Here is a 26,915-nt window from a genome sequence, read left to right as displayed (position 1 = left end):
GTCCGCAAAAATGCGCACATAGAGAGGAGCTTATCGCAACAACGTTAGAACACCGACTGAATTTTCAGACCGGCGACCAGCGCGTTGTCGACTTCATCAACACCACCCGGGTGAGTGATGTATTGCAGGTTAGGGCGCACGGTCAGCCAGTTGGTAACGTGGAAGCCGTAGTTGATCTCGTAGTTGTACTCGGTGCTACGCAGCGGCGAGAACAGTGGATCCTCGTACTCGGTAACACCATTGGAGGCGTTGACCAGCTCGGCGTTTTTCTTCACGTCATCGTTGACATGGATACGGGCAAAACCGATACCCATGTCATCTTTTGGACGTGCGTCGAACGGGCCCTTGTACACAAACATCAGCGACTGATAGTTGTCGACGAAGTTGGTGTCCTTGTCGTGGAAAGTAGCGTTGGCTGCGACGTTCAGACCGCGGGACGCATCACCGTTGTGGCTGGTGAGTTGTTGCTGCGCCACGAACCAGTAGCCGTGTTTGCTATCGTGGCTGCGATAGGCGTTACCGCTGGTGGCTGCATCATTGCCGTTTTCATCCTTGAGGACGTCATCGGCATTGGCCGTGCTTTTGTAGTAACCGACACGGTATTCGCCCGGCAGGTTGTTAGGGTTCGGCAACCAGACCAGTTCGACCGGCAAGACCGTACCGGCGGTGCCACTGCCGCTGAGCTTGAAGCCGTTACCATGTTCCAGTTGCGATGGGTTCTGGTTGTACGCACCGATCTGCGCATAGAACTCAGGCGAGATGTTGTACTTCACACGTACAGCAGCCTGCATGACCGGCCAGTTGTACCAGATGTTGGTGGCCCAGTTACCCGCTTGGGAACCGCAGAACGCCAGGTTCTGGAACTCGCAAGGGAAGGTGTTGAAATCTTCGCCTTCGCCGAAATAACCGGCCTTGACGTCCAGTTTGCCGTCGAGGAACTGGTGCTTAACCCACATCTGGGTCAGACGGACCATATGGCCACGGCCGTAGACTTCCTGGGAGGAACTCAGGGTGCCGGCACGAGGGTCGCCGACACGGTCATTGGAGATGTTCTCACCGTTACGGTTGGTGAACTGGATCTTGGCCTGGGTGTTATCCCAGCCCCATAGTTTTTGCAGGTCCAGCGCCACGCCCAGGCCAAACTGGTCGGCGTAACGTGCGGTCTTGTCGTTGTTGTAGCCGCCGTGCAGGTTTGCGCCTACTTCACCGACGTAGTCCATCTTGATGTCGATACCCTGCTCGATCAGCTTGGTCCGCTCGCCACCCCAATCACCGGTCATCCATTCGGAATCGGCGCTGAACGCGTCAGCCGCGTGCACACTACCGGCCAGCATCATTGCCGCAATTGCCGACAACTGGCAGATAAGCTGAGCGTTGTTGTTCTTCTTCATCCCTACATCCTCGTTTTATTGTTATTAACTGTTTTTATTTAACGCGGTTACATCCCCTGTGGGAGCGAGCTTGCTCGCGATAGCCGATTCAAATTCAACATCACTGTTGACTGACCCACCGTCATCGCGAGCAAGCTCGCTCCCACCTTGATCTTCAGCGACCTTTGAATTGCGCGACATTCGCAGACCGGGCTTCACCTTGCGGTTGACCGGCCACCCCCAGGCGCTCACCGGTCTTGGCATCGAACAACAACACTTTCGATGGATCGAATTGCAGGGTCAGGGTCTCGCCCACGGCCGGTGCAACGTCCGGCGCCAGACGGCAGCAGACTTTGGTTTCGTTGAGATTGACGAACACCAGGGTGTCGGGACCGGTTGGCTCGGTGACCTGGACTTCGGCGCGAATGTTCGGCAAACCGTTCGGCTCGCTGCCCGCCAAAACGATCTGCTCCGGGCGCATGCCGAGGATCACTTCGCGGTCTTCGAGACCGGCGTCCTGCATGCCCAGCGGCAATTCACACCGCGCCTGACCGCTGTCGAGCAGCGCCACCAGACGACCGTCCTTGCGCTGCAAACGCAGGGGGATGAAGTTCATCGGTGGCGAACCGATGAAGCTCGCCACGAACAGGTTGGCCGGGTTGTTGTAGATGTCTTTCGGCGTGCCGAATTGCTGAATGATCCCGTCCTTCATCACCGCCACTTTGTCGCCCAGGGTCATCGCTTCGATCTGGTCGTGGGTCACGTAGACCGTGGTGGTTTTCAGGCGCTGGTGCATCAGTTTCATTTCGGTGCGCATCTCGACCCGCAGCTTGGCGTCGAGATTGGACAGCGGTTCGTCGAACAGATAGATCTTCGGCCGCCGCGCCAGGGCACGGCCCATCGCCACGCGCTGCTGCTGACCACCGGAGAGCTGGCCGGGTTTTCGGTTGAGCAAGTGTTCGATCTGCAGCAGCTTGGACACCCGCGCCACTTCCGCTTCGATGTCGGCGGCGGGCATTTTGCAGATCTTCAAGCCGAAGGCGATGTTCTCGCGCACGCTCATGGTCGGGTACAGCGCGTAGGACTGGAACACCATGGCGATGTCGCGGTCTTTCGGGCTCATGCCGCTGACGTCCTGGTCGTCGATCATGATCGCGCCGCCGGTGATGGTCTCCAGGCCGGCGATGCAATTCATCAGGGTCGACTTGCCGCAACCCGAAGGTCCGACCAGGATCAGGAACTCACCGTCCTTGATCGACAGATCGATGTCCTTGAGGGTGTCCGGCAGGCCGGGGCCATAGGTCTTGTTTACATTGCGAAGTTCGAGCGTAGCCATGATTACCCCTTGACTGCGCCGGCCGTCAGCCCGCGCACGAAATACTTGCCTGCGACCACATAGACCAGCAGGGTCGGCAGTCCGGCGATCATCGCCGCCGCCATATCAACGTTGTATTCCTTGGCCCCGGTACTGGTGTTGACCAAGTTGTTCAACGCCACCGTAATGGGTTGCGAGTCACCGCTGGAGAACACCACGCCGAACAGGAAGTCGTTCCAGATCTGGGTGAACTGCCAGATCAGGCAGACCATGATGATCGGGGTGGACATCGGCAGGATGATCAAGCGGAAGATGGTGAAGAAACCCGCACCATCCAGCCGCGCCGCCTTCACCAGCGCATCGGGAACGCTGACGTAGTAGTTACGGAAGAACAGCGTGGTGAACGCCAGGCCGTAGACCACGTGCACGAACACCAGGCCCGTGGTGGTGCTCGCCAGGCCCATCTTGCCGAGGGTGAACGAGGCCGGCAGCAGCACGGTCTGGAACGGCAGGAAGCAACCGAACAGCAGCAAACCGAAGAACAGTTGCGAGCCACGGAAGCGCCACATCGACAGCACATAGCCGTTCAGTGCACCGATGGCGGTGGAGATCAGTACCGCCGGGACAGTGATCTTGATCGAGTTCCAGAAGTACCCGTCAACCGTGCCCCATGCCTTGACCCAGCCAATGCCGCTGACCACGGTCGGCCAGCTCAGCAGGTTGCCGGAGTTGATGTCTTCCGGCGTCTTGAAACTGGTCAACAGCATGACCACCAGCGGTATCAGGTAAAGGAATACGGCAAGGATCAGCACGCCATAGATCGCGATGCGACTCAGGCTGATGGAAGACTTGGCAGCGAAACTAGTCATGGCGCTTGGTCCTCAGCTCGGAGTACAGGTAAGGCACGATGATTGCGAGAATCGCACCGAGCATCAGAATCGCACTGGCCGAGCCCATGCCCATCTGGCCGCGACTGAAGGTGAAGGAATACATGAACATGGCAGGCAGGTCGGAGGAATAACCCGGGCCACCGGCTGTCATTGCCGCCACCAGGTCGAAGCTCTTGATCGCGATGTGGGCCAGGATCATCACCGCACTGAAGAACACCGGGCGCAGACTTGGCAACACCACTTTCAGGTAGATCCTCGGCATGCTCGCGCCATCGATCTGGGCGGCACGGATGATCGATTGATCAACGCCACGCAGGCCGGCGAGGAACATCGCCATGATAAAGCCCGAGGCTTGCCATACCGCAGCGATCACCAGGCAGTACACCACGCGGTCCGGATCGATCAGCCAGTCCAGGCGAAAGCCTTCCCAGCCCCAGTCACGCAGCAATTTGTCCAGGCCCATGCCCGGGTTGAGCAGCCACTTCCAGGCGGTACCGGTGACGATCATCGAGAGCGCCATCGGGTACAGGTAAATGGTGCGAATGAAACCTTCGCGACGAATGCGCTGATCAAGAAACACCGCCAGCAGTACACCGATCACCAAGGTGATGCCGATGAACATGCCGCCGAACACCGCCAGGTTCTTGCTCGCTACCCACCAACGGTCGTTGTTGAACAGCCGCTCGTATTGCGCCAGGCCCGCCCATTTGTAAGTCGGCAGGAAGGTCGACGTGGTGAACGACAGGACGAACGTCCACAGGATATAGCCATAGAAGCCGACCAGGACGATGAACATGCTGGGCGCCAGCACCAGTTTGGGGAGCCAGCGCTGCAGTGCATCGAACGGCGAGGCCTTGCTGAACACAGCAACAGAACTCATGGGAAGATCCCGTACGTGAGGAAAAATTACTTTGGAAATGCACCCCTTGTAGGAGTGAGCCTGCTCGCGATAGCGATGTATCAGTTGATACATCCAGGGTCTGACAATCAGCTATCGCGAGCAGGCTCACTCCTACAGGGGCCAAGCATTACTTGGCAGCTTTGACGGCAGTGCCGAGTTGCTTGGCGGCAATGGCAGGATCGGCTTTCGGATCGTTGATGAAGTTGGTCACAACATCAAAGAACGCGCCTTGTACCGCCAGCGTGGTCGCCATGTTGTGCGCCATGCTCGGCTGCAGGCCGCCCGACTTGGCGTCCGCCAGGAAGTCCTTGGCAGCGGTCTGGGCGCAAGAGTCGAAACCGTACTTGCCCATGTCGCTCAGCATGTCGATTCGAACCGGGATCGAGCCCTTGTTGATGCTGAAGACTTTCTGGAAATTCTCACCCAGCACGATCTTGGCAATATCCTGCTGAGCGGCAGCAGTGCCCTTGTCTTTCTGCTTGAACACGGCCAGGGAGTCGATGTTGTAGGTGAAGGCCTTGTCGGTGCCCGGGAAGGCTACGCACTCGTAGTCCTTGCCGGCGACTTTCTTGGCCGCTGTCCACTCGCTCTTGGCCCAGTCACCCATGATCTGCATGCCGGCCTTGCCGTTGATGACCTTGGCTGCTTCCAGGTTCCAGTCCTGGCCTTTGCCGTCGGCGTCCATGTAGGTCGCGACTTTCTTCAGCTCGGTCAGCGCCTTGACCATTTCAGGACCGGTCAGTGCACCGTTGTCCAGATCCACTAGGGCTTTCTTGTAGCCGTCGACGCCCATGACCGAAAGGACCACCGCTTCGAACACGGTACTGTCCTGCCAAGGCTGGCCGCCGTGGGCAAGCGCAATGAAGCCCGCAGCCTTGAGCTTGTCACCGGCCGCGTAGAATTCCTGAAGGGTGGTTGGCGCTTTTTCGATGCCGGCTTTCTTGAAGACTTCCGGGTTGATCCACAGCCAGTTGACGCGGTGAATGTTCACCGGCACGGCCACGTAGTCACCCTCATACTTCACGGTATCGGAGACTTTCTTGTCGAGCAGGCTGTCCCACTTCTCTGTTTTGGCCGCGTCTTTCAAGACGTCGGTGTCGAGCAGACCGGTAGACGCCCATTCCTGGATGTCCGGGCCTTTGATCTGCGCTACGCCCGGCGGGTTACCGGCCACGGCGCGGCTTTTGAGTACGGTCATGGCGGTAGCACCGCCACCACCGGCAACTGCGCCGTCCTTCCAGGTGAAACCGTCTTTTTCGACTTGGGCCTTGAGGACATCGACGGCAGCTTTTTCGCCACCGGAGGTCCACCAGTGAACGACTTCTACCGAACCTTTGGAATCGGCGGCAAGCGTACTGAGAGGGAATGCACTGAGAGGGAGCAATGAGGCAAGAGAAATGACAGTAGCGAGGCGAGAAATCGCATTCATCTAGAATTACCTTTCTTGTTGTTATGCATGCAAGTCTGGTGCTTGCGCTGCATGGATTTTAAACAGGAGTTATCCCTTCGCAGGTAACGAAGGGACGTTCGAATGTCACCGCATGGTTACACAGGAGCGCTCTGGGATAACTGTGCCAAGGCAGTCGCCATACTGGGCGCCAGAGGCAATCGCGGGATCAACACGGCTTGCCAGGCGTGATAAAGATCAGGCTTACCGGCCCAGATATCGGCGCTCGGGCGATTCTGCGGGTCGAGTTCGTGGTGCCAACTTCCATCACATCTGTCGATGAAATGACTGTCACAGAATTCCCAGAACAGTCGGTACCAGTGTTCGTATTGCGCGTCGCCTGTGCGTTTAAGCAGCGCACTGGCGGCGGCGCTGGCTTCGCAATGGGTCCAGTGCAGGCGATGGCGAACCACGGCGCGATTGTCCCAGTCGAGGGTGTAAACAATCCCCGGCGCCCCGTCGACATCCCACCCGTGATGGCAGTTGTGGTCGAAGAGTTTTTGCGCGTCGCTGGCGAGCCAGCCCGGTGTGAGCATCCCGGCCTTAACCCGCGCCGCTTCGAGGTGCAGCATCAGCCGGGCCCATTCGAAACCGTGGCCCGGCGTAGTGCCGTAGGGGCGAAATCCATCGGCCGGGTTGTCGTGGTTGTAGTCGCGAAGCGGCTGCCAGTCGCGGTCGAAATGCTCGACCACCAGGTAATCGTTGGCGGCGGCGTGACCATGGATTACCCGCTCGACGATGCGCTGGGCGCGGACCAGCCAACGGTTGTCGTCGGTGACATCGGCCAACGCGAGAAAGGCTTCGGTGGCGTGCATGTTGCTGTTGGCGCCGCGATAGCTTTCCTCTTCACTCCAGTCGCGGTTGAAGGATTCGCGCATCGCGCCCTCCTCCTCGCTCCAGAAATGCGCGTCGATGATGTGGATCGCATCGTCGAGCAAGGCCTGCGCGCCGGGACGCTGAGCGACGACCGCAGAACTGGCGGCCAAGGCAACGAAGGCGTGCAGATAAGCCGCCTTGCCGGTGTTGCCGTCACGATGTTCGGAGACAGCGAACCAGCCACCGTGTTTGGCGTCACGCAATGGGCCGCTGAGGGCTTTGATGCCGTGATCCACCAGTTCCGCAAAACCTGGCAGGCCCTGAATGTGGGCCATGGCGAAGCTGTGGGTCATGCGCGCGGTGTTCATGGTTTCGGCTTGGGCGTTGGCCGGCAGGCAGCCCTTTTCATCAAGATTGCCGAAGCCTTCGGCGAGCTTCGAAGCCTTGGCAAACGCCAGCAGGCGCAGGCCTTCGGCAGCGAGCCAGTGCTGATGGGCGGGGGCGTTCAGCCAACTGCTGAACGCGGGTTGGAAGGTGTCCATGGGGTGCCTTTTTTGTTGTTATGACTGGGGGCAGTCTAAACAACGGGCGGTGGCGGGCTTGTAACGAAGGGGGCGAGTTATGTCACCGACTTGTGACATTTTCTTTGGGAGATGTGTTGGGTCTTCTGACGCCATCGCGAGCAAGCTCGCTCCCACACTGGATTTGTGTACGACGCATCTCCCCTGTGGGAGCGAGCTTGCTCGCGATGGGCGCGACACGGTCTGACTAGTCGATACTACGAGGCAAATGCAACGTCACCCGCAACCCACCCTCACGCAAATTCTGCAGGCTGACCTCACCTCCGTGGCTGTGGGCAATGTTGCGCGCAATCCCCAGCCCCAACCCATAACCCTGCTGCTGCCCGGCCAGGCGGAAGTGCGGTTCGAACACCTGCTCCATCCGCTGTTCCGGCACGCCTGGGCCTTCATCGTCCACATGCAGGATGAACGCACTCTGGTCGTCATCAATGTGCAGATGCGCTTTCTGCCCATACTTCAAGGCATTGTCGATCAGGTTTCCGATGCAACGCTTGAGCGCCAACGGCTTCCCCGGATACGCCGCCAGCGCACGCCCTTGCTGGGTGACGCGACCATTGCCGTTGGGCGCCAGATACGGTTCCACCAGACAATCAAGCACGTGATTGAGGTCCACCGGTTCGATGTTTTCGTGGATGTCGGTGTCTTTCACGCATTGCAGCGCGCCTTTGACCAGCAGCTCCAGCTCATCCAGATCACGACCGAACTTGGCTTGCAGCGTTTCGTCTTCGAGCAATTCAACGCGTAACCGCAAGCGGGTAATCGGCGTGCGCAAGTCATGGGAAATCGCGCTGAACAACTGGCTGCGCTCGGTCAGGTAACGGCTGATGCGTTCGCGCATCGCATTGAAGGCGCGGCCGACCTCAACCACTTCACTGCCGCCACCCTCGGCCACGGGCTCGACTTCCGCGCCGAGGGACATGTCCCGTGCTGCCCGCGCCAAACGCTTGAGCGGCCGGCTCTGCCAATGCACCAGCAGGCCAATGAACAACAGCAAAAAGCCGCTGGTGAGCACGATGAACCAGACTTGCTGCGCCGGCAGGCCTTGTTCTTCAAGACTGGTGTAGGGCTCGGGCAACAGAGAGGCGATGTACAGCCACTCGCCCGGTGCCATCTGGATTTGGGTGACCAATACCGGCGGGTTTACCGGCTCCAGGGTCAGCGCGTAATGCGCCCACGAGCGCGGCAACTCATCGAGTTTTAGCCCGCTGTTGAAAATCCGCAGGTCTTCGGGGCTGACGAAGGTCACCGAGATATCCGCGTCCTGGCCCAGGGACTGGCGCAGCACTTCGTCCACCGCTTTGAGCACGGCTTCCTTGCGCGGGGTGATCGGCAGCACTTCCATGCCCAAGGGTTTGTCGTTGAGCGTCACCACAAAACGGGTGCCGCCCATGCTGCGCAACTGGTCGAGTACCAATGGCCGAAACGCTACCGGCAGAGAGCGGAAGTAACTGACGCTGGCGGTCATCGAATGAGCGAGGCTACGGGCGCTGGTGACCAGGCCTTCAAGTTGGGTGGCGCGCAGTTGCGAGACCCAGATCACGCTCGACAACGTCTGGGCGAACAGCACCGCCAACAGCGTCAGCAGCAACATCCGCCCGAGCAGAGAACGCGGCACGGGAATCCGTGCGGCGAGCTTGCGGAAAAACTCAGTGGCCATTGCTGGCAACCACATTGGCGGCCAGTTGGTAGCCGCTGCCACGCACGGTACGGATCAGCCGCGGTGGTTTTTCGGTGTCGCGCAGACGCTGGCGCAAACGGCTGACGGCCATGTCGACGATGCGATCCAGCGGCATCAAATCACGACCACGGGTGGCGTTGCCGATGGTGTCGCGGTCGAGGATTTCCTGAGGGTGATCGAGGAACAGTTTCAGCAGCGCGAAGTCAGCGCCGGAGAGAATTACTTCTTCACCATCGATGTGGAACAGGCGATGGCTGACCATGTCCAGCCGCCAGTCATCGAAGGCCAGCACTTCACTGCCGGAACGCTCCTGCCCGAACTGCGCGCGACGCAACAAGGCTTTGATGCGCGCCTGCAACTCACGCGGGCTGAAGGGTTTGCCGAGGTAATCGTCGGCGCCCAATTCCAGACCGATGACGCGGTCGGCCTCGTCGGAACTGGCGGTGAGCATGATGATCGGCACCTGCGCCTGACGTGGGTGCTGACGGATCCAGCGGCAGAGACTGAAACCGTCTTCGTCCGGGAGCATGACGTCGAGGATCACCAGATCGCTCGGTGCCTCGTTCATCGCCTGACGAAAGCCTGCGCCGTCGGGCGTGGTGCGAACCTGGAAACCGGCGCGGGTCAGGTAGGTGTCCAGCAACTCGCGTATCTCTTGATCGTCATCGACCAACAAAATCGACTTGTTGACTGAGCTCACAGGGGCGGCATCCTTGTTGTTTGAATTGGGCGGATTATGCCTGATGGACCTTGGATATTTGTTGCCTGTTCTGGCCTCATCGCGAGCAAGCTCGCTCCCACAAGGGATAAATACACATTCTGAAAATGTAAGTAATCCTGTGGGAGCGAGCTTGCTCGCGATGAAGGCGACTCGGTCTTAGGCCTGGTCGAGCGCGACACCCGCACCAACGAGCCCGGAATACGGCGCCGTCACCAGCCACACCGGGATGCCTTTGAAGTAATCGCTCATGCAGCCCTTGTCGGCAAAGCACCGGGCAAAGCCGCTTTCGATGAAGAAATCGGCAAACCGCGGAATCACCCCGCCCACGATGTACACGCCACCCCGCCCGCCCGTGGTCAGCACGTTGTTGCCGGCCACACGACCCAGCCAGCAGCAGAACTGCTCGAGCACTTCCAGGGCAATCGGATCACCCGCCAGACCGGCTGCGGTAATCGACTCGGGGGAATTCAGCACGGGTTCATGACCGTCCACTGCACAAATCGCCCGATAGACCCGCGGCAAACCGCTGCCGCTCAACGCCGTTTCAGCGCTGACATGGCCGATCTCATTGAAGATGTGCTGCCACAGTTGAGTTTCCCGCGGACTGCTCAGCGGCAAATCGACGTGACCGCCCTCCCCCGGCAACGCGGCGAAACGACCTTCGCCGAGGTCGAGCAACGTGCCGACGCCCAGGCCCGTCCCCGGACCGATCACCACCGCCGGCCGTAACGGTTCCGCCGTGCCTTCGCAGACCACCCGAAACTCGTCCGGCTGCAAACGGGTCATGCCCAGCGCCATCGCCGAGAAGTCGTTGACCAGCAACAGTTGATCCACCTGCAAGGTCTTGCAGAACCCCTTGCGGCTGAGTCGCCAGTGATTGTTGGTGAACTTGAATTCATCGCCGCTGACGGGGCCGGCCACCGACAGGCACACCGAACCGATCGAACCCGGTTCCAGGCCAAGCCCGCTCAGGTAGAGAGCAATTGCCTCTTCCGGGCTGGCGTGGTCGGCCGTTGCCAGCACCTGGATCGATTCCAGCTGCTGGTTTTTCCACAACGCGAAACGTGCGTTGGTCCCACCGATGTCACCGACCAAAGCCAGTTTCAATTAAGCGTCTCCAGGGCAGAAGTAAAGGCGCTGGCGCCCTGCTCCGCCGAGCTGAAGGCCATGCGCATGAAACCAAACAGTTCGCGACCGCTGCCGATGTTATTGCCCAACAGGCCTTTGGCAGGTTCGCGCGCTGCGAATTCGTCGGCGTCCACCTTAAGCTCCAGGGTGCCTTTGACGCCATCGACGCGGATGATATCGCCCTCTTGCACGCGCGCCAAAGCGCCGCCCACATACGCTTCGGGGCTGACGTGAATCGCCGCCGGGATTTTCCCCGACGCACCGGACATGCGTCCGTCGGTCACCAGCGCGACTTTGAAGCCGCGATCCTGCAGCACGCCGAGGAACGGCGTCATCTTGTGCAGCTCCGGCATGCCGTTGGAGCGCGGGCCCTGGAAGCGCATCACCGCGACAAAATCCTTCTCCAGCAAACCAGCCTTGAACGCATCAGCCAGATCCTGCTGATCCTGGAACACCATGGCCGGTGCTTCGACGACCTGGTTTTCCAAAGCGACGGCGGACACTTTCATGACACCGCGGCCGAGGTTGCCTTCCATCACTCGCAAGCCACCCTCTGGCGAGAACGCCCGAGCGACCGGACGCAGGATGGTTTCGTCGAGGCTTTCGATCGGGCCTTCGCGCCAGACCAGCTCGCCGTTTTCGAGGAACGGTTCCATGGTGTAGCGGCTGAGGCCGTGGCCCAGCACCGTGTTGACGTTTTCGTGGAGCAAGCCGGCTTCCAGCAGTTCGCGGATCAGGAACGACATACCGCCCGCCGCCTGGAAGTGGTTGATGTCGGCTTTGCCGTTCGGGTAGACGTGGCTCAGGGTCGGCACCACCTCGGAGAGGTCGGCCATGTCCTGCCAAGTCAATTGAATGCCCGCCGCCATGGCGATCGCCGGCATGTGCAGCGTGTGATTGGTCGAGCCGCCGGTGGCGTGCAGAGCCACGATGGAGTTGACCAGCGAACGTTCGTCGACGATTTCGCCGATTGGCATGAAGTCGCCGCTCTGCTTGGTCAGACGCGTGACCTGGTGCGCCGCTTCGCGGGTCAGGGCATCGCGCAACGGAGTGTTCGGGTTGACGAAAGAAGCGCCCGGCAAGTGCAGGCCCATGACTTCCATCAGCAACTGATTGGTGTTGGCGGTGCCGTAAAAGGTGCAGGTACCCGGGCTGTGGTAGGACTTCATCTCCGATTCCAGCAGCTCTTCGCGGCTGGCCTTGCCTTCGGCATAGCGCTGGCGCACGTCGGCTTTCTGCTTGTTGGAAATGCCCGAGACCATCGGCCCGCCCGGCACGAAGATCGTCGGCAAGTGACCAAAGCGCAGCGCGCCCATCATCAGGCCCGGCACGATCTTGTCGCAGATGCCGAGCATCAGTGCGCCATCGAACATATTGTGAGACAGCGCCACGGCGGTGGACAGCGCAATCACTTCGCGGCTCGGCAGGCTCAGCTCCATGCCCGGCTCGCCCTGGGTCACGCCATCGCACATGGCCGGGGTGCCGCCGGCGAACTGGCCGACGGAGCCGATTTCGCGCAGGGCTTTTTTGATCTGTTCAGGAAAGACTTCGTACGGCTGGTGCGCCGAGAGCATGTCGTTATAGGACGAAACAATCGCAATGTTCGCGGAGTTCATCATTCGCAGACTGTTCTTGTCGTCGGTGCCGCAACCGGCCACGCCGTGGGCGAAGTTGGCGCATTGCAGCTTGCCGCGCATCGGACCGTCGCTGGCAGCACCACGAATCAGTGCAAGGTAAGCCTCACGCGTGGCGCGGCTGCGGGCGATAAGCCGTTCGGTGACCTCAAGGACGCGGGGATGCATGTTTAGAACTCCAGGCTAACGGATGTGGCGACCTGATTGTCTATGCTGAACAAGAGCCGTTGTCGATGGGATGACAGACGGTTTTCTTGATCGGTCGGACCAGTTGATTCAGGTCACTCGTTGTAGATTGAACAAAATATTGCCATTAAAAAGGCTTGTTTTCTATTTTTATGCGAATAATCTTGTAATTCCAACAACAAAACGACGGCGGCCCTGTTAAATGACTCTTCGAATCGCAATCAATGGTTTTGGCCGAATTGGCCGTAACGTCCTGCGCGCACTGTATACCCAAGGTTATCGCCAGGATCTGCAGATCGTTGCCATCAATGACCTGGGCGACAGCGCGATGAACGCTCATCTGCTCAAGTACGACACTGTTCACGGCACGTTCGATGCCGATGTCCAGCACGATCGGGAAAGCCTGACCGTCAACGGAGACCGTATTTCTGTCAGCGCCATTCGCAACCCGGCCGAACTGCCTTGGGCTGCCGAGAAGATCGACGTCGTATTCGAATGCACCGGTTTGTTCACCGACCGCGACAAAGCCGCCGCGCATATTACGGCCGGCGCACGCAAAGTAATCATCTCGGCCCCGGCCAAAGGCGCCGACGCCACGGTGGTGTATGGCGTTAACCACGACATTCTGCGCCAATCGCACCAGATCATTTCCAATGCGTCGTGCACCACCAACTGCCTGGCGCCGGTGGCCCAGGTGTTGCACCGCGAGCTGGGTATCGAAAGCGGTCTGATGACCACTATTCACGCCTACACCAACGATCAGCACCTGACCGACGTCTATCATGTCGACCCGTATCGTGCGCGTTCGGCCACCCAGAACATGATCCCGAGCAAAACCGGCGCGGCTGAAGCGGTAGGTCTGGTGCTGCCGGAACTGGCGGGCAAACTGACCGGCATGTCGGTGCGTGTTCCAGTGATCAACGTGTCGCTGGTGGACCTGACCGTGCAACTCAAACGCGAAGCGTCGGCCGATGAAGTGAATGCGCTGCTCAAAGAAGCCAGCCAACACTCGAAGATTCTCGGTTACAACACCCTGCCGCTGGTCTCCAGCGACTTCAACCACAACCCGCTGTCGTCGATTTTTGACGCCAACCACACCAAGTCCAGCGGCAAGCTGCTCAAGGTGCTGGCCTGGTACGACAACGAATGGGGTTTCTCCAACCGCATGCTCGATAACTGCCTGGCGCTGTGCAACGCTGAATAACCGGCCGTGAAAAAGCAGGAGCAGCAACCGATGATCGGTATCAGCTTTACGCAAAAGACCATGGCAGCGCGCAAGCGTATTGCCTTGGTCGCCCATGACCACTGCAAGGTGTTTTTGCTGGACTGGGCCCAGCGGCACAAAGACAGGCTCGCACAGCATGAACTGGTCGCCACCGGCACCACCGGGTTGTTGTTGCAACAGCGCCTGGATTTGCCTGTGGAGAGCATGATCAGCGGCCCATTGGGTGGCGATCAGCAACTCGGTGCGCGAATCGCCGAGCAGCGGGTCGACATGCTGGTGTTCTTCTGGGACCCGTTCGAACCACAGCCGCACGACCCGGACATCAAGGCGTTATTGCGCGTCGCGGCGGTCTGGAACATTCCCGTCGCCTGCAACGAGTGCAGCGCCGACTACCTGCTCAGCAGCCCGATGATGGAGCAGGCGCACGAACATCGGATCCCCGATTACGCGACCTATCTGTTGGGCCGCGCCTGAACCTTCACAAATCAATACTTGACCACTCGAGCGGATGATAAGCATTATCATTCGCTCGAAATGGATCAGGTTCTCCCGTGAGTCAATCTCGCTTCAATCACGTCTTCATTGCTCAGCGAGTCTCTCTGCTGCGCACGTTGGAGCGGATGGTCAACAATCACAGCACCGCCGAAGACCTCCTGCAGGAGACTTACCTGCGAGTGACCCGGGCGCTCAGTGAGCGGGCCATCGATCACCTTGAACCCTTCGTTTTCCAGACCGCCCGCAACCTGGCGCTGGACCATTTGCGTGCGCGGCGAATCCTGTCCCGCACGATGCTCGACGACGTGCCGCTGGACGTGGTGGAAAGCGTCGCCGCCCCCGCCAGCAGTGCCGAGGACGCCGCCCATGCCGAACAATTGCTTGAGCGTTTGAACGTGAGCCTCAATGAACTCAGCGCCCGTCAGCAGCAGATTTTCATCCTGAGCCGTCTGCACGGGCACAGTTATCTGGAGATTGCCGAGAAGCTCGGCGTGTCATTGAGCACCGTGCAAAAGGAGCTGAAATTGATCATGGCGATCTGCATCGGCGTGGCCGAACGGTTAAACGGCGACTGATTCTGTAGGCTTATTCTCTATGCGAGAGGATGGCCTGCACTGACTATCGGGCTTTGCTACCCTTGCCCCACTTTCAAGCTTCACTAAAAAAACAGCCGTGCCAAGACACTGCCGAGGAAACACCGTGACGGACACCCACCGCTCCCTTCCGCCCTCCCCGGCGCGGGACCCCGCAAGCGCGATGGACCAGGCCCTGGACTGGCTGATCGTGCTGGACAGTCCGAGCGAAGAACAGACCCGACAGTTTCACGACTGGCTGGCTGCCCATCCGTTGCATGCCGAGGTCTTCGCCAAGGCTCTGGCGATCTGGGAGGGCCCGCAGATCGTGCAATGCGCGCAAAGCCTGGCCTCCCGGTCGCCGAAAGTGACCGTCCTGTCGCGCCTGCGACCGCACTGGAAACCCTTGGCCACCGCCGCCGTGCTGATCCTCGGTTTGTTCAGCTTCAGCAATCTGCCAATGCGCCTGCAGGCTGATCACCTGACCGTGGTCGGTGAACGCCAGCGCCTGCAACTGGAGGACGGCTCGAAGGTTCTGCTCAACACCAATTCGGCGTTCTCCAGCACCATCAACGATCAACAGCGCGTTGCCCGTTTGTATCGGGGCGAGGCATTTTTCGAGGTGGCGGCCAATCGCGGCCAGCCGCTGGAAATCGACGCTGGGCCAGTCAAGGCCAGCGTGCGGGACACCGCCTTTGCAGTGCGCTATTTGGACGGCGTGGCACAGGTTCGGGTGCAGCGTGGGGATGTCGACTTGCGAGCGACCCGCGACAACGCGCAAATTCGATTGTCAGCCGGAGAAAGCATCCGCATCGGCCCCCACGGTTTTGATCGTCCCGCCAAACTGGATGCCGCGACCGATCTGGCGTGGGTCCAGGGTCGACTGGTGTTCGAAAACTGCCCGCTGAACCAGGTGCTGGCGGAGCTGCGTCGTTACTATCCCGGCTGGATCATCAACAACAACGAGCAGTTGGCCGACATCGCCGTCACCGGCAATTACCGCCTCGACCAGCCGTTGGACGTGGTCCGCTCGCTGGCCCACATCACCTCGGCGCGGCTCCAGGAATTCCCGGCGCTGGTGATTTTGAACTAAATGAGAATTATTTTTACTCGATAGCCAAACGCCGTACGTCTCGTTATAGCCAATGCAATTGATTCGCATCTACGGATGCCGATCAGCACCTATAAAGATTCGTGCGACACGGAGCGCTATCGATGTCCTCTCGCCTTACCCGCCAACCTTCTTCATCTTCTCGCGTGCTGTCGCTGCTGACCGCCGCCATCCTGATGGCCGGCAGCGCGCAGCTCTGCGCCGCCACCGCTGCAGAGCAACCGCCCCGCAACATGGGCGATTACGCGTTCGCCATCCCTCAGCAGTCGTTGGTCTCGGCACTCAATGCCTTTACCGCCGTGACCGGTTGGCAGGTCGGCTTGCCGGCAGAACTGGCTGAAGGCGTGGCCTCGCCGGGCGTACGGGGTTCGCTGCCGCCGGAGAAAGCCCTCGATCGCCTGTTGGTGGGGACCAACCTGAGCTATCGCAAACTGGGCACCAACAACATCGTGCTGGAGAAGCGCAGCAACAGCAGCGCGCTCAACCTGGACCAGGTGACCATCAGCGCCACTCGCCAGGAACAAAGCATCGACAGCGTGCCGAGCACCGTCACCGTTCACACCCGTGAAGAGCTGGACCGCAACAACGTCAATACCATCAAGGATCTGGTGCGCTACGAGCCGGGCGTATCAGTGGGCGGTGCCGGGACCCGCGGCGGAATCAGTGGCTACAACATTCGCGGCATCGACGGCGACCGGATCCTGACCCAAATCGACGGCGTCGAGATTCCGAACGGCTTCTTCAACGGCCCGTATGCCAAAACCCAGCGTAACTACGTCGACCCGGAAATCATCAAGCGTGTCGAGATTCTGCGCGGCCCGGCCTCGGTGCTCTACGGCAGCAACGCCATCGGCGGCGCCGTCAGCTATTTCACCCTCGACCCGGACGACATCATCAAGCCCGGCCAAGACGTCGGCGCTCGCCTGAAGACCGGGTACAGCTCCGCTGACGAGAGCTGGCTGAAGTCCGCCACCGTCGCCGGCCGTGCCGATCAGTTAGATGGCTTGCTGCATTACAGTCAGCGCGATGGTCACGAAACCGATTCCTTTGGCAGCAACAACGGCACCGGTCTGGACCGTACCGCGGCCAACCCGGAAGACGTGCGAGCCACCAACGTATTGGCCAAGATTGTCTGGAACTACAATGAAGACTCACGCCTTGGCCTGACATACGAGAAATACAAAGACGATCGCGACACCGATCAGAAAAGCGCTTACGGCGGCCCGTACTTCAACGGCCAGCCGACGATCCCGAACAGCGTGCTGCCCGGCGGCATGTACCAGTGGCGCACCGGCAACGACACCATTACCCGTGAGCGATTCGGCCTGGAACACAGCTTCGCACTCGACAGCCTGCTGGCAGACAACGTCAAGTGGAGCCTGAACCACCAGATCGCCAAAACCGATCAGAGCACCGAAGAATACTATTTCCCGATCACCCGTAGAGTGCTGCGCACCCGCGACACTCTTTACGAAGAGAAACAGTGGGTCTTCGATGCCCAACTGGATAAAGCCTTCAACATCGCTGACACCGAGCACTTGCTGACTTACGGCACCACCATCAAGCAACAGAAAGTCACCGGCTCGCGCAGCGGCGACGGCAAGTGCCTGGCGGTCGGTCGCAGCTGTACGGCCATCGGCGCGACCAGCGCGGCCGATGTGCTGAAAAAATCCAGCGACTTCCCGGACCCGACCATCAATACCTACAGCCTGTTCGCCCAGGATGAGATCAGCTGGAACAAGTGGACCTTCCTGCCGGGCCTGCGCTACGACTACACGCAGCTCAAGCCGCACATCACCCAGGAGTTCCTCAATACCGTGGCCGCCGACGGTCGCGGTACCGTCAGCGATGAGAACAAAACCTGGCACAAAGTTTCACCCAAGTTCGGCCTGACCTATGCCCTGACCGATCAGTACACCTGGTATGGCCAGTACGCTGAAGGTTTCCGCACGCCAACCGCCAAGGCGTTGTACGGGCGCTTCGAGAACACCAGCACCGGCTACAGCGTGGCACCGAACCCGGACCTGGAGCCGGAAAAAAGCAAAAGCTACGAAACCGGTCTGCGCGGCAACTTCGAGTCCGGCTCGTTCGATGTGGCGGTGTTCTATAACAAGTACCGCGACTTCATTAACGAAGACGCAGTCACCCCTGGTTACAGCGAGCTGACCTTCCAGAGCAACAACATCAAACACGCGACCATCAAGGGCGCAGAGATCAAGGGCCGTCTGAACCTCGACGCGCTCGGCGCACCACAAGGTCTCTACACCCAGGGCTCGGTGGCCTACGCCTACGGCCGTAACAACGACATTGGCGAGCCGATCAACAGCGTCAACCCGCTGACCGGTGTGTTCGGTCTCGGTTATGACCAGGACAACTACGGCGGTTTGCTTAGCTGGACACTGGTGAAGAGGAAGGATCGCGTCGACGACAGCAACTTCAAGTCGCCGGACGGTGTGAGCAGCCAGTTCAAGTCACCGGGCTTCGGCGTACTCGATCTGACCGGCTTCTACAACGTCACCGACGATGTGACCGTCAGCGCTGGCGTTTACAACCTGACCGACAAAAAGTACTGGCTGTGGGATGACGTGCGCGGTTACGACAGCGTCGGCGAAGCGGCAGTGCTGAGCCCCGCCAACCTTGATCGCCTGACCCAGCCGGGTCGCAACTTTGCGGTCAATCTGGTCTGGGATATCTGACCCTGCCACCTCACTGCGCTGCTTTTAGAGAAGTGGTGCAGTGAGGTTTTTTTACTGTCAGGCGCCTTCTTGTTCGTCTCGTTACCAAGCGCCTCTTTTTATCAAGGACTTCTCATGACCACTCAGGACACTCAACGCCCTGCTCTGCGTTCGCAACGTTTGAACCAGATCACAAACGAGCCTCACACCAAGCTTGATGCCTTGGTTAAAGCCCACGCACCGTTCGAAACCCAGGCCAACTTCGCGCGTTTCGTGGTGGCTCAGTATTTGTTTCAGTCGGAACTGGTGTCGCTGTACAACGATGCCGAATTGACCGCCATCGTCCCGGACCTGCCAGCTCGCTGCCGTGCTGAAGCAGCCAAGGCTGACCTCGCTGATCTGGAAACCGAAGTTCCGGAGCCAGTCACAGGCGCCGTGAAGAACCCAACCAAAGCCGAGGCGCTGGGTTGGCTGTTCGTGTCAGAAGGTTCGAAACTCGGTGCGGCGTTCCTGATTAAGCGTGCTGTCGGTCTTGGCTTGAGCGAAACCTTTGGTGCCCGCCATCTCGGTGAACCGGCCGGTGGCCGCGCTGAAGGCTGGAAGAGCTTCGTCAAAACCCTCGACGGGCTGGTACTCAGCGCACAAGAAGAAGCCGAGTTGGATAAAGGCGCTATCGACGCGTTCAACCGCTTCACCGTACTGCTGGAACAGGCCTACGCCACCACCCCCGAACTCGCCTGACGGAATGCATTCCCCTGTGGGAGCGAGCAAGCTCGCTCACACAGGGTTTGAGCAGGTCTTCCAAATTCCGATCTTGCCTCTGACGACCTCCCTTGAGTCCATGCCCGCCTCTTCCAAACTCGCACGAATCCTCTTCGGCCTGCTCGCCTACATCAGCCTGGGCATCGGCATGATCGCCATTGTCGTACCCGGCCTGCCCACCACCGAGTTCGTCCTATTGGCCGCCTGGGCCGCAACCAAAAGTTCGCCGCTCTTGAGTGCCTGGCTGGAAAACCATCGGCTGTTCGGTTCCATCCTGCGTAACTGGCGCAACGGCAAAATCATCGCCCGCAAAGCCAAGGTCAGCGCCACCGTCAGCATGCTGCTGTGCGCCGGGTTGATGCTGGTGATGCTCGATCATGGCTGGCCGATCTTTCTGGCGATTGCCGGCATGAGCCTGGGCAATCTGTGGATCTGGTCGCGGCCGGAATCGTTGCCGACAATTTCCTGAATTTCTGCCCTTTTCAGGGCATTTTCCTGCGCAAACGTTCACCTGCTACCGTTCGTCGGCTTCGCGTTCATGCAACCTGCGCCCACGCCGATGTGCATTAAATGGCGCTGAATGGACTTGGCGAACCGGGTCGATCCCGACTCACAGCCAACACCTCATCCATTCGCGAGCTCGCCTTATGTTCGACTCTCTCTCTATCCGCCTGAAAATCGTCCTGCTGTCCGGTCTGTGCCTGCTTGGCGTGGTTGCGTTGATTGTTGGCATGAACATCTACCAGACCGATCAGAACGATGAACTGGTCAGTGCCTCCAGCAGCAAGATGCTCACCGCCAGCGTGCAGAACCTGCTCCAGGCCAAGGCCGCCGAGCAAGCGGTGCAGGTGCAGAAGACCTTCGGCGAAAGCCTGCTGGTGGTGACCGCCCTGGCCGATCAGATCAAGGACATGCGCACCATGGCGAGCAAGCGCTCCCTTGACGCCGGCGCCCTGCGTGAAGAGTTGAACCAGAGCCTGAAAACCGCCTTCGAGCGCAACAGCAAAGTGCTCGGCATCTGGCTGGCATTCGAGCCCAATGGCCTCGACGGCAAGGACAGCGAATTCGCCAACGATGCGGCTCGCCAGTCCAACGAGGTCGGTCGTTTCGCCAGCTACTGGAGCCGTGCCGGCGGTGTCGGGATCAACACGATCATGGTCGAAGACGACATGACCAAAACCACCTTGAGCCTCAGCGGCACGCCCTATAACAGCTGGTACACCTGCCCTCGCGATAGCAAACGTACTTGCCTGCTCGACCCGTATGCCGACACCGTTGCCGGCAAGGAAATGCTGATGACCACCATTTCCGTACCGCTGCTGGTGGATGGCAAATCCATCGGCGTGGTGGGTGTGGACATTGCCCTCGACGCGCTGCAAGCAGCGGCGGTCGACTCCCAACGCGATCTGTTCAACAGCGCCGGGCACATGCTGATCGTCTCCGGCAGTGGCGTGCTCGCCGGTTACAGCGTGGACGCGAGCAAGGTCGGCAAGAGCATCGGCGACACCCTGGGCGCGGGCGGCAAGGAGGTCCTGCAACTACTCAGCGGGGGTACGCCGAAGATTCTCGAACAGGGCGACCTGATCCGTGCGGTGTACCCGGTCAGTCCGATTGCCGAGTCCAAAGCCTGGGGCGTGGTGATCGACCTGCCGAAACAAGTGCTGCTGGCCGACTCGGTAAAACTGCAAGCCGTACTCAATGACGCCCAGCAAAGCGGCACGATCAAAGCCGTTTTGGTCGCGGTGATTGCCGGCCTGGTCGGACTGTTGCTGATCTGGCTCACGGCGTCCGGCGTGACCCGACCGATCAACAGCGTGGCCGAGATGCTCAAGGCGATTGCCAGCGGCGACGGCGACCTGACGCAGCGCTTGCACTACAGCAAGAAAGACGAACTGGGCGAATTGGTGAGCTGGTTCAACCGCTTCCTCGACAAGCTGCAACCGACCATCGCCCAGATCAAGCAGAGCATCACCGATGCGCGCGGTACCGCCGACCAGTCTTCGGAAATCGCCCGCCAGACCAGCGAAGGCATGCAGGTGCAGTTCCGCGAAATCGACCAGGTCGCCACCGCGTCCAACGAAATGAGCGCCACCGCCCACGACGTCGCCAACAGTGCCTCAAACGCGGCTAACGCGGCCAAGGGAGCCGATCTGTCGGCCCGCGACGGCATGCAGATCATCGAGCGCAGCACCCGCGACATCAATCAACTGGCCGACGAAGTCAGCAAGGCGGTGACCGAAGTCGAAGCACTGGCGGTCAACAGCGAGCAGATCGGCTCCGTGCTGGAAGTGATTCGCAGCATCGCCGAACAAACCAACCTGCTGGCGCTCAACGCCGCCATCGAAGCTGCACGCGCTGGGGAAAGCGGTCGCGGCTTCGCGGTGGTCGCCGACGAGGTTCGCAACCTGGCCAAACGTACGCAGGATTCGGTGGAAGAAATCCGCATTGTCATCGAGCGCATCCAGTCCGGTACTCGCGGCGTGGTCGCCACCATGCATTCGAGCCAGACCCAGGCTCACAGCAACGCCGGGCAGATCCAGCAAGCAGTGCAGGCTCTGAGCAAAATCAGCGACGCGGTGACGGTCATCAGCGACATGAACCTGCAAATCGCCAGCGCCGCCGAACAGCAAAGCGCCGTGGCCGAAGAGGTCAACCGCAACGTCTCGGCGATCCGCACCGTCACCGAAACCCTGACCGGCCAGGCCACCGAATCGGCGCAGATCAGCAGCCACCTCAACTCGCTGACCACCCATCAAATGAAGTTGATGGATCAGTTTCGGGTGTAACCCTCAAAAGATCGCAGCCTTCGAAGGCTGCGATCTTTTGATCTTTTGATCTATGCTGCCCTTTCTCCCGGAGGGCCTTCGATGACTGATTTACTCACGTCCATTCAAGCCGCACTCAGCTTGCCTCACACCCAGGTCAAGTTCACCTCGAGCGGCGCCTTGCCCTCGGCGTTTGCCGTCACCGACCTGGCTTGCGCCAGCATTGCCGCTGCCGGCCAGGCTGTCAGCGAATGGCTTCAGCAACAAACCGGTCGCTTACCCAGCCTTGAGGTCGACCGCCGTCTGGCCTCTTTTTGGTTCGCCACGTCGATCCGCCCGTTAGGCTGGAGCGTACCGCCGCCGTGGGATCCGGTCGCCGGTGACTACGCCACAAAGGATGGCTGGATTCGCCTGCACACCAACGCCCCCCATCACCGCGCCGCTGCCGAAAAAGTGCTCGGCGCCTGTGCCGACCGTACAGCGATGGCGAGCAAGGTGGCTCAATGGGCCAAACGTGATCTGGAGCAGGCCGTGGTCGACGCCGGTGGCTGCGCCGCCGAGATGCGTAGCTGGGCGCAATGGCAGGCGCATCCCCAAGGTCAGGCCGTGAACGCCGAGCCGCTGATTCAGTTTGCTGACAACAGTCGCCAGAACGCGAAACCGTGGCAAGGCTCGGTGGCGCAACCGCTGGCCGGAATCAGGGTGCTGGATTTGACTCGAGTGCTCGCCGGACCGATCGCCAGCCGCTTTCTGGCAGGCCTCGGCGCCGACGTTTTGCGGATCGACCCACCGACCTGGAACGAACCCGGCGTGGTGCCGGAAGTCACCCTGGGCAAACGCTGCGCGCGCCTGGACCTGCACGACAAGACTGATCGCGCGGTGTTCGAAAGCCTGCTCAAGGACGCCGACATTCTGCTCCACGGCTACCGCGCCGACGCATTGGAACGCCTGGGTTACGGCGTCGCCGAACGCCAGAAACTGGCACCCGGCCTGATCGACGTCAGCCTCAATGCCTACGGTTGGAGCGGCCCGTGGCAGAACCGCCGCGGCTTCGACAGCCTGGTACAAATGAGCAGCGGGATCGCCGACGCCGGCATGCAGTGGAAACGCGCGGACAAACCGACGCCATTACCCTTGCAAGCGCTCGATCACGCCACCGGGTATTTGATGGCGGCCAGTGCGATTCGATTGTTGGGGCGAGGTGGATCGGCGCGCTTATCGTTGGCGCGGACGGCGAAGTTGCTGATTGAAAATGGCGCAGGAACAGATGAACCGTTGCGGGCGGAGGATGACAACGATCAAGGGCTGCTGGTTGAGCAGACGCCTTGGGGGCCGGCGCATCGGTTGCAGGTGCCGCTGAAAATAACGGGGACACCGTTGCAGTGGGCACTTGCTGCTGGAGAATTAGGTTCACATCGCGCGCAGTGGTGGTAATTGCCGGATAGCTATCGTCGGAACGCCGCCCGGACCAAGCCCCCCCACGTGACGGAGTTTCCCGGACGACTGCGATCAAAAGCTTTAAATCAGATGCGCGAGTAAGGCGATGAGTACTCCAGCAGCACCTTCATAACGTCTCCAATTGCCAATGAAACCGCGTTGATCAGGATGAGCCAAGTTCGCCCGACAGACTGGAAAAGTCGCGGTGATCGGTCCACTCTCGGACACGGCGACACCCGGATGAGCTATCAATAAAAGAAACTCCGAGGGCATACCTGAGGTCTGCCCTGATTCAATACCTTTTTGAAGGAGAGACGCCGATGGCGATGTTCGAGCCCGGTCACCTGCACATTGAGCGCCACGCGCTGAACAAGGGCGATTACAGTTATAGCCTGAGCATCGACTATGAAGTCGTCCAGGACCCCAAGGAAGGCGAAGGTATGCTCTTCAAGATGCATGGCACGGTTGAGGACAAGGAGTTGAAGGAAGAATTCTTCCTGGCCAAAGATCAGGCGTTCGACTTCGCCCGGCATGCCACGCGCATCGCGCACAAGTACGGGATGCCCAAAGAGGCCAGTATCGGCTCGATACACAAGGAGTACGACGCCATGTTTGAAGACGTGCGGGCGCAACTCCACGTCAAATCCGGCGACCCGGTCAAACCCGAGCATCTGGAATAACGTCAACCTGGCATTTCACCTACCCCCCTCGTCCAAGGCATACTTGCCACCCTCCGCACTCCAGAATCCCAAAAACGCCCCATGCGTATCCACGTCAGCTTCATCGACCGCGTCGGCATTACCCAGGAAGTCCTGGCCCTGCTCGGTGGGCGCAATCTCAATCTGGATGCGGTGGAAATGGTCCCGCCCAACGTCTACATCGATGCCCCGACGCTGAGCCCGGAAGTCCTCGAAGAACTGCGCGATGCGTTGTTTAGCGTGCGCGGCGTGCAAGCGGTGAAGGTGGTCGACATTCTTCCCGGTCAGCGTCGGCACCTGCAGCTTGATGCGTTGCTCGCGGCCATGACCGACCCGGTCCTGGCGCTGGACAGTGCCGGCAAGGTGCTGCTGGCCAACCCGGCACTGATTGCCCTGTACGGTTGCGAGCCTGACGGCGAAAGCGTCGCCGACCTGTTCGCCGACCCGGCGCTGCTCGAAGCCCTGCTGGAAAACGGCTTCCGCCTGCCGCTGCGGGAAGTCACCGTCAACGGCCAGACATTGTTGCTGGACGCCACACCGATTACCGACGCTGGCGCCCTGCTGACCCTGTATCAACCCAACCGCATCGGCGAACGCCTGTCGGCGCTGCACCACGACCATGCCGAAGGTTTCGATGCGCTGCTCGGTGAGTCCTCGGCGATTCGAACCCTCAAGGCCCGCGCCCAGCGCGTTGCGGCCCTCGATGCACCGTTGCTGATCCAGGGCGAAACCGGCACCGGCAAAGAACTGGTGGCGCGTGCCTGCCACGCCATTAGCGCTCGGTACAGTTCGCCATTTTTGGCGCTGAACTGCGCGGCATTGCCGGAGAACCTCGCCGAAAGCGAACTGTTCGGCTACGCCCCAGGCGCCTTCACCGGCGCGCAACGAGGCGGCAAACCAGGGCTGATGGAACTGGCCAACCAGGGCACGGTGTTTCTCGATGAGATCGGCGAGATGTCGCCGTACTTGCAGGCCAAGTTGCTGCGCTTCTTGAACGACGGCAGCTTCCGCCGGGTGGGCGGGGATCGTGAGGTGAAGGTCAATGTGCGGATCCTCAGCGCCACGCACCGCGACCTGGAAAAAATGGTCAGCGAGGGTTCGTTCCGTGAAGACCTGTTCTATCGCCTCAACGTCCTGAACGTCGAAGTCCCGCCCCTGCGTGAACGCGGCCAGGACATCCTGCTGCTGGCCCGCTACTTCATGCAGCAGGCTTGCGCGCAGATCCAGCGCCCGGTCTGTCGCCTGGCACCCGGCACCTATCCGGCACTGCTGGGCAATCGCTGGCCGGGCAACGTGCGGCAATTGCAGAACGTGATCTTCCGCGCTGCCGCCATTTGCGAAAGCAGCCTGGTCGATATTGGCGATCTCGATATCGCTGGCACCTCCGTGGCGCGTCAGAGCGACAGCGACGTCGATAGCCTCGAACAGGCGATGGAAGCGTTCGAAAAAAACCTGCTGGAAAAGCTCTACGTCAGCTACCCCTCGACCCGCCAACTGGCCAGCCGTTTGCAAACCTCCCACACGGCGATCGCCCATCGGTTGCGCAAGTACGGCATTCCCAATAAGCCGTAAGTCTTGCGGCTAAAATACAATCCACCTAACACCATAGACCCCCAGTGGGAGCCGAGCTTGCTCGCGATGGCGGTGTATCAGTCGAAATCAATGGTGACTGACATACCGCCATCGCGAGCAAGCTCGGCTCCCACAGGGTTCTATGTTGAACGTTAAACCGTGTTTAAAAGCGACCTCCATCTGTACTGAAAGCGCTACAGCGGAACGATATCGCTACACCCTCTCCTAATCACCGCTGTGCAAGGCTTTGATCCACTTAGGCTTTTTTCTCCGCCTTGGTCTGTAGCGATTTCGCTACAGACAATAAATCGTTGCACCCCGAACAAACACATAAGCTATTGATTTATAACAATAAAAAAACATTGGCCGCGATTTTGCTTAGTAACCATCCATAAAGTACGGCATTGCCGAGTATTCAATCGCGTCCACCAGACGAGTCTGGCCCCCTTAGGAGTTTCCATGAGCGAATTGCGTTTTACTGAAGATCACGAATGGCTGCGTACCGAAGCTGACGGCACTGTCACCGTCGGCATCACCGCTTTCGCACAGAACGCCCTGGGCGACGTGGTTTTCGTACAACTGCCTGAGCTGCAGTCCTACGACAAAGGCGCTGAAGCCGCCACCGTGGAGTCGGTAAAAGCCGCCAGCGGCGTGTACATGCCGCTGGACGGTGAAGTGCTGGAAGTGAACCCGGCGCTGGACAGCAGCCCTGAACTGGTCAACGAAGATCCGCTGGGCGAAGGCTGGTTCTTCCGCTTCCAGCCAACCGATGCATCAGCTGTCGCCCAACTGCTGGATCAAGACGCTTACGACCGTCTGATCAAAGCCAACGCCGAAGCCTGAGGAGCGCCCAACATGACTCAAGTCAATCTGACCACCGCCAACGAATTCATCGCCCGCCACATCGGCCCGCGTTCCGGCGACGAGCAAGCCATG

General features: G+C 59.9%; 22 protein-coding genes. 12 read left to right on the top strand and 10 right to left on the bottom strand.

The window, feature by feature from the left end; genetic code table 11:
- Positions 1 to 44: 44 nt before the first annotated feature.
- From MO767_RS25445 to edd, 10 genes are all read right to left on the bottom strand, one after another.
- A complete protein-coding gene (locus tag MO767_RS25445) occupies positions 45 to 1,391 on the bottom strand; it encodes a carbohydrate porin (protein ID WP_282482778.1) in 1,347 nt (448 codons plus the stop codon).
- A gap of 154 nt (positions 1,392 to 1,545) precedes the next feature.
- Entirely contained in the window at positions 1,546 to 2,706 is a 1,161-nt protein-coding gene (gene ugpC, locus MO767_RS25440; protein ID WP_282482777.1) for a sn-glycerol-3-phosphate ABC transporter ATP-binding protein UgpC, read from the bottom strand.
- A 2-nt stretch (positions 2,707 to 2,708) separates the two neighbouring features.
- Complete coding sequence (locus tag MO767_RS25435) at positions 2,709 to 3,554, bottom strand: carbohydrate ABC transporter permease (protein WP_282482776.1); 846 nt, start codon at positions 3,552 to 3,554, stop codon at positions 2,709 to 2,711.
- Positions 3,547 to 4,455: a sugar ABC transporter permease gene (locus MO767_RS25430; RefSeq protein WP_282482775.1), complete on the bottom strand. Its 909-nt coding sequence runs from the start codon at positions 4,453 to 4,455 to the stop codon at positions 3,547 to 3,549. Before MO767_RS25430 ends, MO767_RS25435 begins: the two co-directional genes overlap by 8 nt.
- A gap of 148 nt (positions 4,456 to 4,603) precedes the next feature.
- Complete coding sequence (locus tag MO767_RS25425; RefSeq protein WP_282482774.1) at positions 4,604 to 5,905, bottom strand: ABC transporter substrate-binding protein; 1,302 nt, start codon at positions 5,903 to 5,905, stop codon at positions 4,604 to 4,606.
- A 116-nt stretch (positions 5,906 to 6,021) separates the two neighbouring features.
- Positions 6,022 to 7,281 (bottom strand): AGE family epimerase/isomerase, encoded by a 1,260-nt coding sequence (locus MO767_RS25420; protein WP_282482773.1) that lies wholly within the window; start codon positions 7,279 to 7,281, stop codon positions 6,022 to 6,024.
- A gap of 226 nt (positions 7,282 to 7,507) precedes the next feature.
- The gene (locus MO767_RS25415) at positions 7,508 to 8,977 is read right to left on the bottom strand and encodes an ATP-binding protein (protein ID WP_282482772.1); all 1,470 of its coding nucleotides are present in this window, start codon (positions 8,975 to 8,977) and stop codon (positions 7,508 to 7,510) included.
- Positions 8,967 to 9,698 (bottom strand): response regulator transcription factor, encoded by a 732-nt coding sequence (locus MO767_RS25410; protein ID WP_008155851.1) that lies wholly within the window; start codon positions 9,696 to 9,698, stop codon positions 8,967 to 8,969. Before MO767_RS25410 ends, MO767_RS25415 begins: the two co-directional genes overlap by 11 nt.
- A 177-nt stretch (positions 9,699 to 9,875) precedes the next feature.
- Positions 9,876 to 10,826 carry a glucokinase gene (locus tag MO767_RS25405; protein ID WP_282482771.1) on the bottom strand — a complete coding sequence of 317 codons (951 nt, stop codon included), beginning with the start codon at positions 10,824 to 10,826 and terminating at the stop codon, positions 9,876 to 9,878.
- The gene (gene edd, locus MO767_RS25400) at positions 10,823 to 12,649 is read right to left on the bottom strand and encodes a phosphogluconate dehydratase (RefSeq protein WP_046049478.1); all 1,827 of its coding nucleotides are present in this window, start codon (positions 12,647 to 12,649) and stop codon (positions 10,823 to 10,825) included. The genes MO767_RS25405 and edd overlap by 4 nt, the downstream gene beginning before the upstream one ends.
- A 220-nt stretch (positions 12,650 to 12,869) precedes the next feature.
- On the opposite strand from edd, the gene gap reads away from it, so the two are divergent.
- From gap to gcvH, 12 genes are all read left to right on the top strand, one after another.
- Complete coding sequence (gap, locus tag MO767_RS25395) at positions 12,870 to 13,871, top strand: type I glyceraldehyde-3-phosphate dehydrogenase (RefSeq protein WP_129437806.1); 1,002 nt, start codon at positions 12,870 to 12,872, stop codon at positions 13,869 to 13,871.
- A 30-nt stretch (positions 13,872 to 13,901) separates the two neighbouring features.
- The gene (locus MO767_RS25390; protein WP_282482770.1) at positions 13,902 to 14,366 is read left to right on the top strand and encodes a methylglyoxal synthase; all 465 of its coding nucleotides are present in this window, start codon (positions 13,902 to 13,904) and stop codon (positions 14,364 to 14,366) included.
- A 77-nt stretch (positions 14,367 to 14,443) separates the two neighbouring features.
- Complete coding sequence (locus MO767_RS25385; RefSeq protein WP_282482769.1) at positions 14,444 to 14,962, top strand: sigma-70 family RNA polymerase sigma factor; 519 nt, start codon at positions 14,444 to 14,446, stop codon at positions 14,960 to 14,962.
- Between the two features lie 124 nt (positions 14,963 to 15,086).
- On the top strand, positions 15,087 to 16,052 hold the full coding sequence (locus tag MO767_RS25380; protein ID WP_282482768.1) for a FecR domain-containing protein: 966 nt from the start codon (positions 15,087 to 15,089) through the stop codon (positions 16,050 to 16,052).
- Positions 16,053 to 16,174: 122 nt separating this feature from the next.
- A complete protein-coding gene (locus tag MO767_RS25375; protein WP_282482767.1) occupies positions 16,175 to 18,766 on the top strand; it encodes a TonB-dependent receptor in 2,592 nt (863 codons plus the stop codon).
- A gap of 114 nt (positions 18,767 to 18,880) precedes the next feature.
- Positions 18,881 to 19,486 carry a biliverdin-producing heme oxygenase gene (locus MO767_RS25370; RefSeq protein ID WP_282482766.1) on the top strand — a complete coding sequence of 202 codons (606 nt, stop codon included), beginning with the start codon at positions 18,881 to 18,883 and terminating at the stop codon, positions 19,484 to 19,486.
- Between the two features lie 100 nt (positions 19,487 to 19,586).
- Positions 19,587 to 19,976, top strand: a complete 390-nt coding sequence (locus tag MO767_RS25365) for a YbaN family protein (RefSeq protein ID WP_282482765.1) — start codon at positions 19,587 to 19,589, stop codon at positions 19,974 to 19,976.
- Between the two features lie 178 nt (positions 19,977 to 20,154).
- Positions 20,155 to 22,293, top strand: a complete 2,139-nt coding sequence (locus MO767_RS25360) for a methyl-accepting chemotaxis protein (RefSeq protein ID WP_282482764.1) — start codon at positions 20,155 to 20,157, stop codon at positions 22,291 to 22,293.
- 81 nt (positions 22,294 to 22,374) lie between these two features.
- The gene (locus MO767_RS25355) at positions 22,375 to 23,706 is read left to right on the top strand and encodes a CoA transferase (RefSeq protein WP_282482763.1); all 1,332 of its coding nucleotides are present in this window, start codon (positions 22,375 to 22,377) and stop codon (positions 23,704 to 23,706) included.
- Positions 23,707 to 24,029: 323 nt separating this feature from the next.
- Positions 24,030 to 24,389 (top strand): DUF5064 family protein, encoded by a 360-nt coding sequence (locus tag MO767_RS25350; protein ID WP_282482762.1) that lies wholly within the window; start codon positions 24,030 to 24,032, stop codon positions 24,387 to 24,389.
- Positions 24,390 to 24,470: 81 nt separating this feature from the next.
- Positions 24,471 to 25,979, top strand: a complete 1,509-nt coding sequence (locus tag MO767_RS25345) for a sigma-54-dependent transcriptional regulator (RefSeq protein ID WP_282482761.1) — start codon at positions 24,471 to 24,473, stop codon at positions 25,977 to 25,979.
- Positions 25,980 to 26,438: 459 nt separating this feature from the next.
- Positions 26,439 to 26,822: a glycine cleavage system protein GcvH gene (gene gcvH / locus MO767_RS25340; RefSeq protein ID WP_192411074.1), complete on the top strand. Its 384-nt coding sequence runs from the start codon at positions 26,439 to 26,441 to the stop codon at positions 26,820 to 26,822.
- Positions 26,823 to 26,915 lie beyond the last annotated feature (93 nt).

It is taken from the genome of Pseudomonas sp. UYIF39, from assembly GCF_029963765.1.
Lineage (GTDB): Bacteria > Pseudomonadota > Gammaproteobacteria > Pseudomonadales > Pseudomonadaceae > Aquipseudomonas.
This window is presented reverse-complemented; position numbering and strand designations above follow the sequence as displayed.

Bases quoted from the DNA above. Each gene is read 5' to 3' on its own strand.
- MO767_RS25445 (WP_282482778.1), bottom strand. From the start codon at position 1,391: ATGAAGAAGAACAACAACGCTCAGCTTATCTGCCAGTTGTCGGCAATT.
- ugpC (WP_282482777.1), bottom strand. From the start codon at position 2,706: ATGGCTACGCTCGAACTTCGCAATGTAAACAAGACCTATGGCCCCGGC.
- MO767_RS25435 (WP_282482776.1), bottom strand. From the start codon at position 3,554: ATGACTAGTTTCGCTGCCAAGTCTTCCATCAGCCTGAGTCGCATCGCG.
- MO767_RS25430 (WP_282482775.1), bottom strand. From the start codon at position 4,455: ATGAGTTCTGTTGCTGTGTTCAGCAAGGCCTCGCCGTTCGATGCACTG.
- MO767_RS25425 (WP_282482774.1), bottom strand. From the start codon at position 5,905: ATGAATGCGATTTCTCGCCTCGCTACTGTCATTTCTCTTGCCTCATTG.
- MO767_RS25420 (WP_282482773.1), bottom strand. From the start codon at position 7,281: ATGGACACCTTCCAACCCGCGTTCAGCAGTTGGCTGAACGCCCCCGCC.
- MO767_RS25415 (WP_282482772.1), bottom strand. From the start codon at position 8,977: ATGGCCACTGAGTTTTTCCGCAAGCTCGCCGCACGGATTCCCGTGCCG.
- edd (WP_046049478.1), bottom strand. From the start codon at position 12,649: ATGCATCCCCGCGTCCTTGAGGTCACCGAACGGCTTATCGCCCGCAGC.
- gap (WP_129437806.1), top strand. From the start codon at position 12,870: ATGACTCTTCGAATCGCAATCAATGGTTTTGGCCGAATTGGCCGTAAC.
- MO767_RS25390 (WP_282482770.1), top strand. From the start codon at position 13,902: ATGATCGGTATCAGCTTTACGCAAAAGACCATGGCAGCGCGCAAGCGT.
- MO767_RS25375 (WP_282482767.1), top strand. From the start codon at position 16,175: ATGTCCTCTCGCCTTACCCGCCAACCTTCTTCATCTTCTCGCGTGCTG.
- MO767_RS25370 (WP_282482766.1), top strand. From the start codon at position 18,881: ATGACCACTCAGGACACTCAACGCCCTGCTCTGCGTTCGCAACGTTTG.
- MO767_RS25365 (WP_282482765.1), top strand. From the start codon at position 19,587: ATGCCCGCCTCTTCCAAACTCGCACGAATCCTCTTCGGCCTGCTCGCC.
- MO767_RS25360 (WP_282482764.1), top strand. From the start codon at position 20,155: ATGTTCGACTCTCTCTCTATCCGCCTGAAAATCGTCCTGCTGTCCGGT.
- MO767_RS25355 (WP_282482763.1), top strand. From the start codon at position 22,375: ATGACTGATTTACTCACGTCCATTCAAGCCGCACTCAGCTTGCCTCAC.
- MO767_RS25350 (WP_282482762.1), top strand. From the start codon at position 24,030: ATGGCGATGTTCGAGCCCGGTCACCTGCACATTGAGCGCCACGCGCTG.
- MO767_RS25345 (WP_282482761.1), top strand. From the start codon at position 24,471: ATGCGTATCCACGTCAGCTTCATCGACCGCGTCGGCATTACCCAGGAA.
- gcvH (WP_192411074.1), top strand. From the start codon at position 26,439: ATGAGCGAATTGCGTTTTACTGAAGATCACGAATGGCTGCGTACCGAA.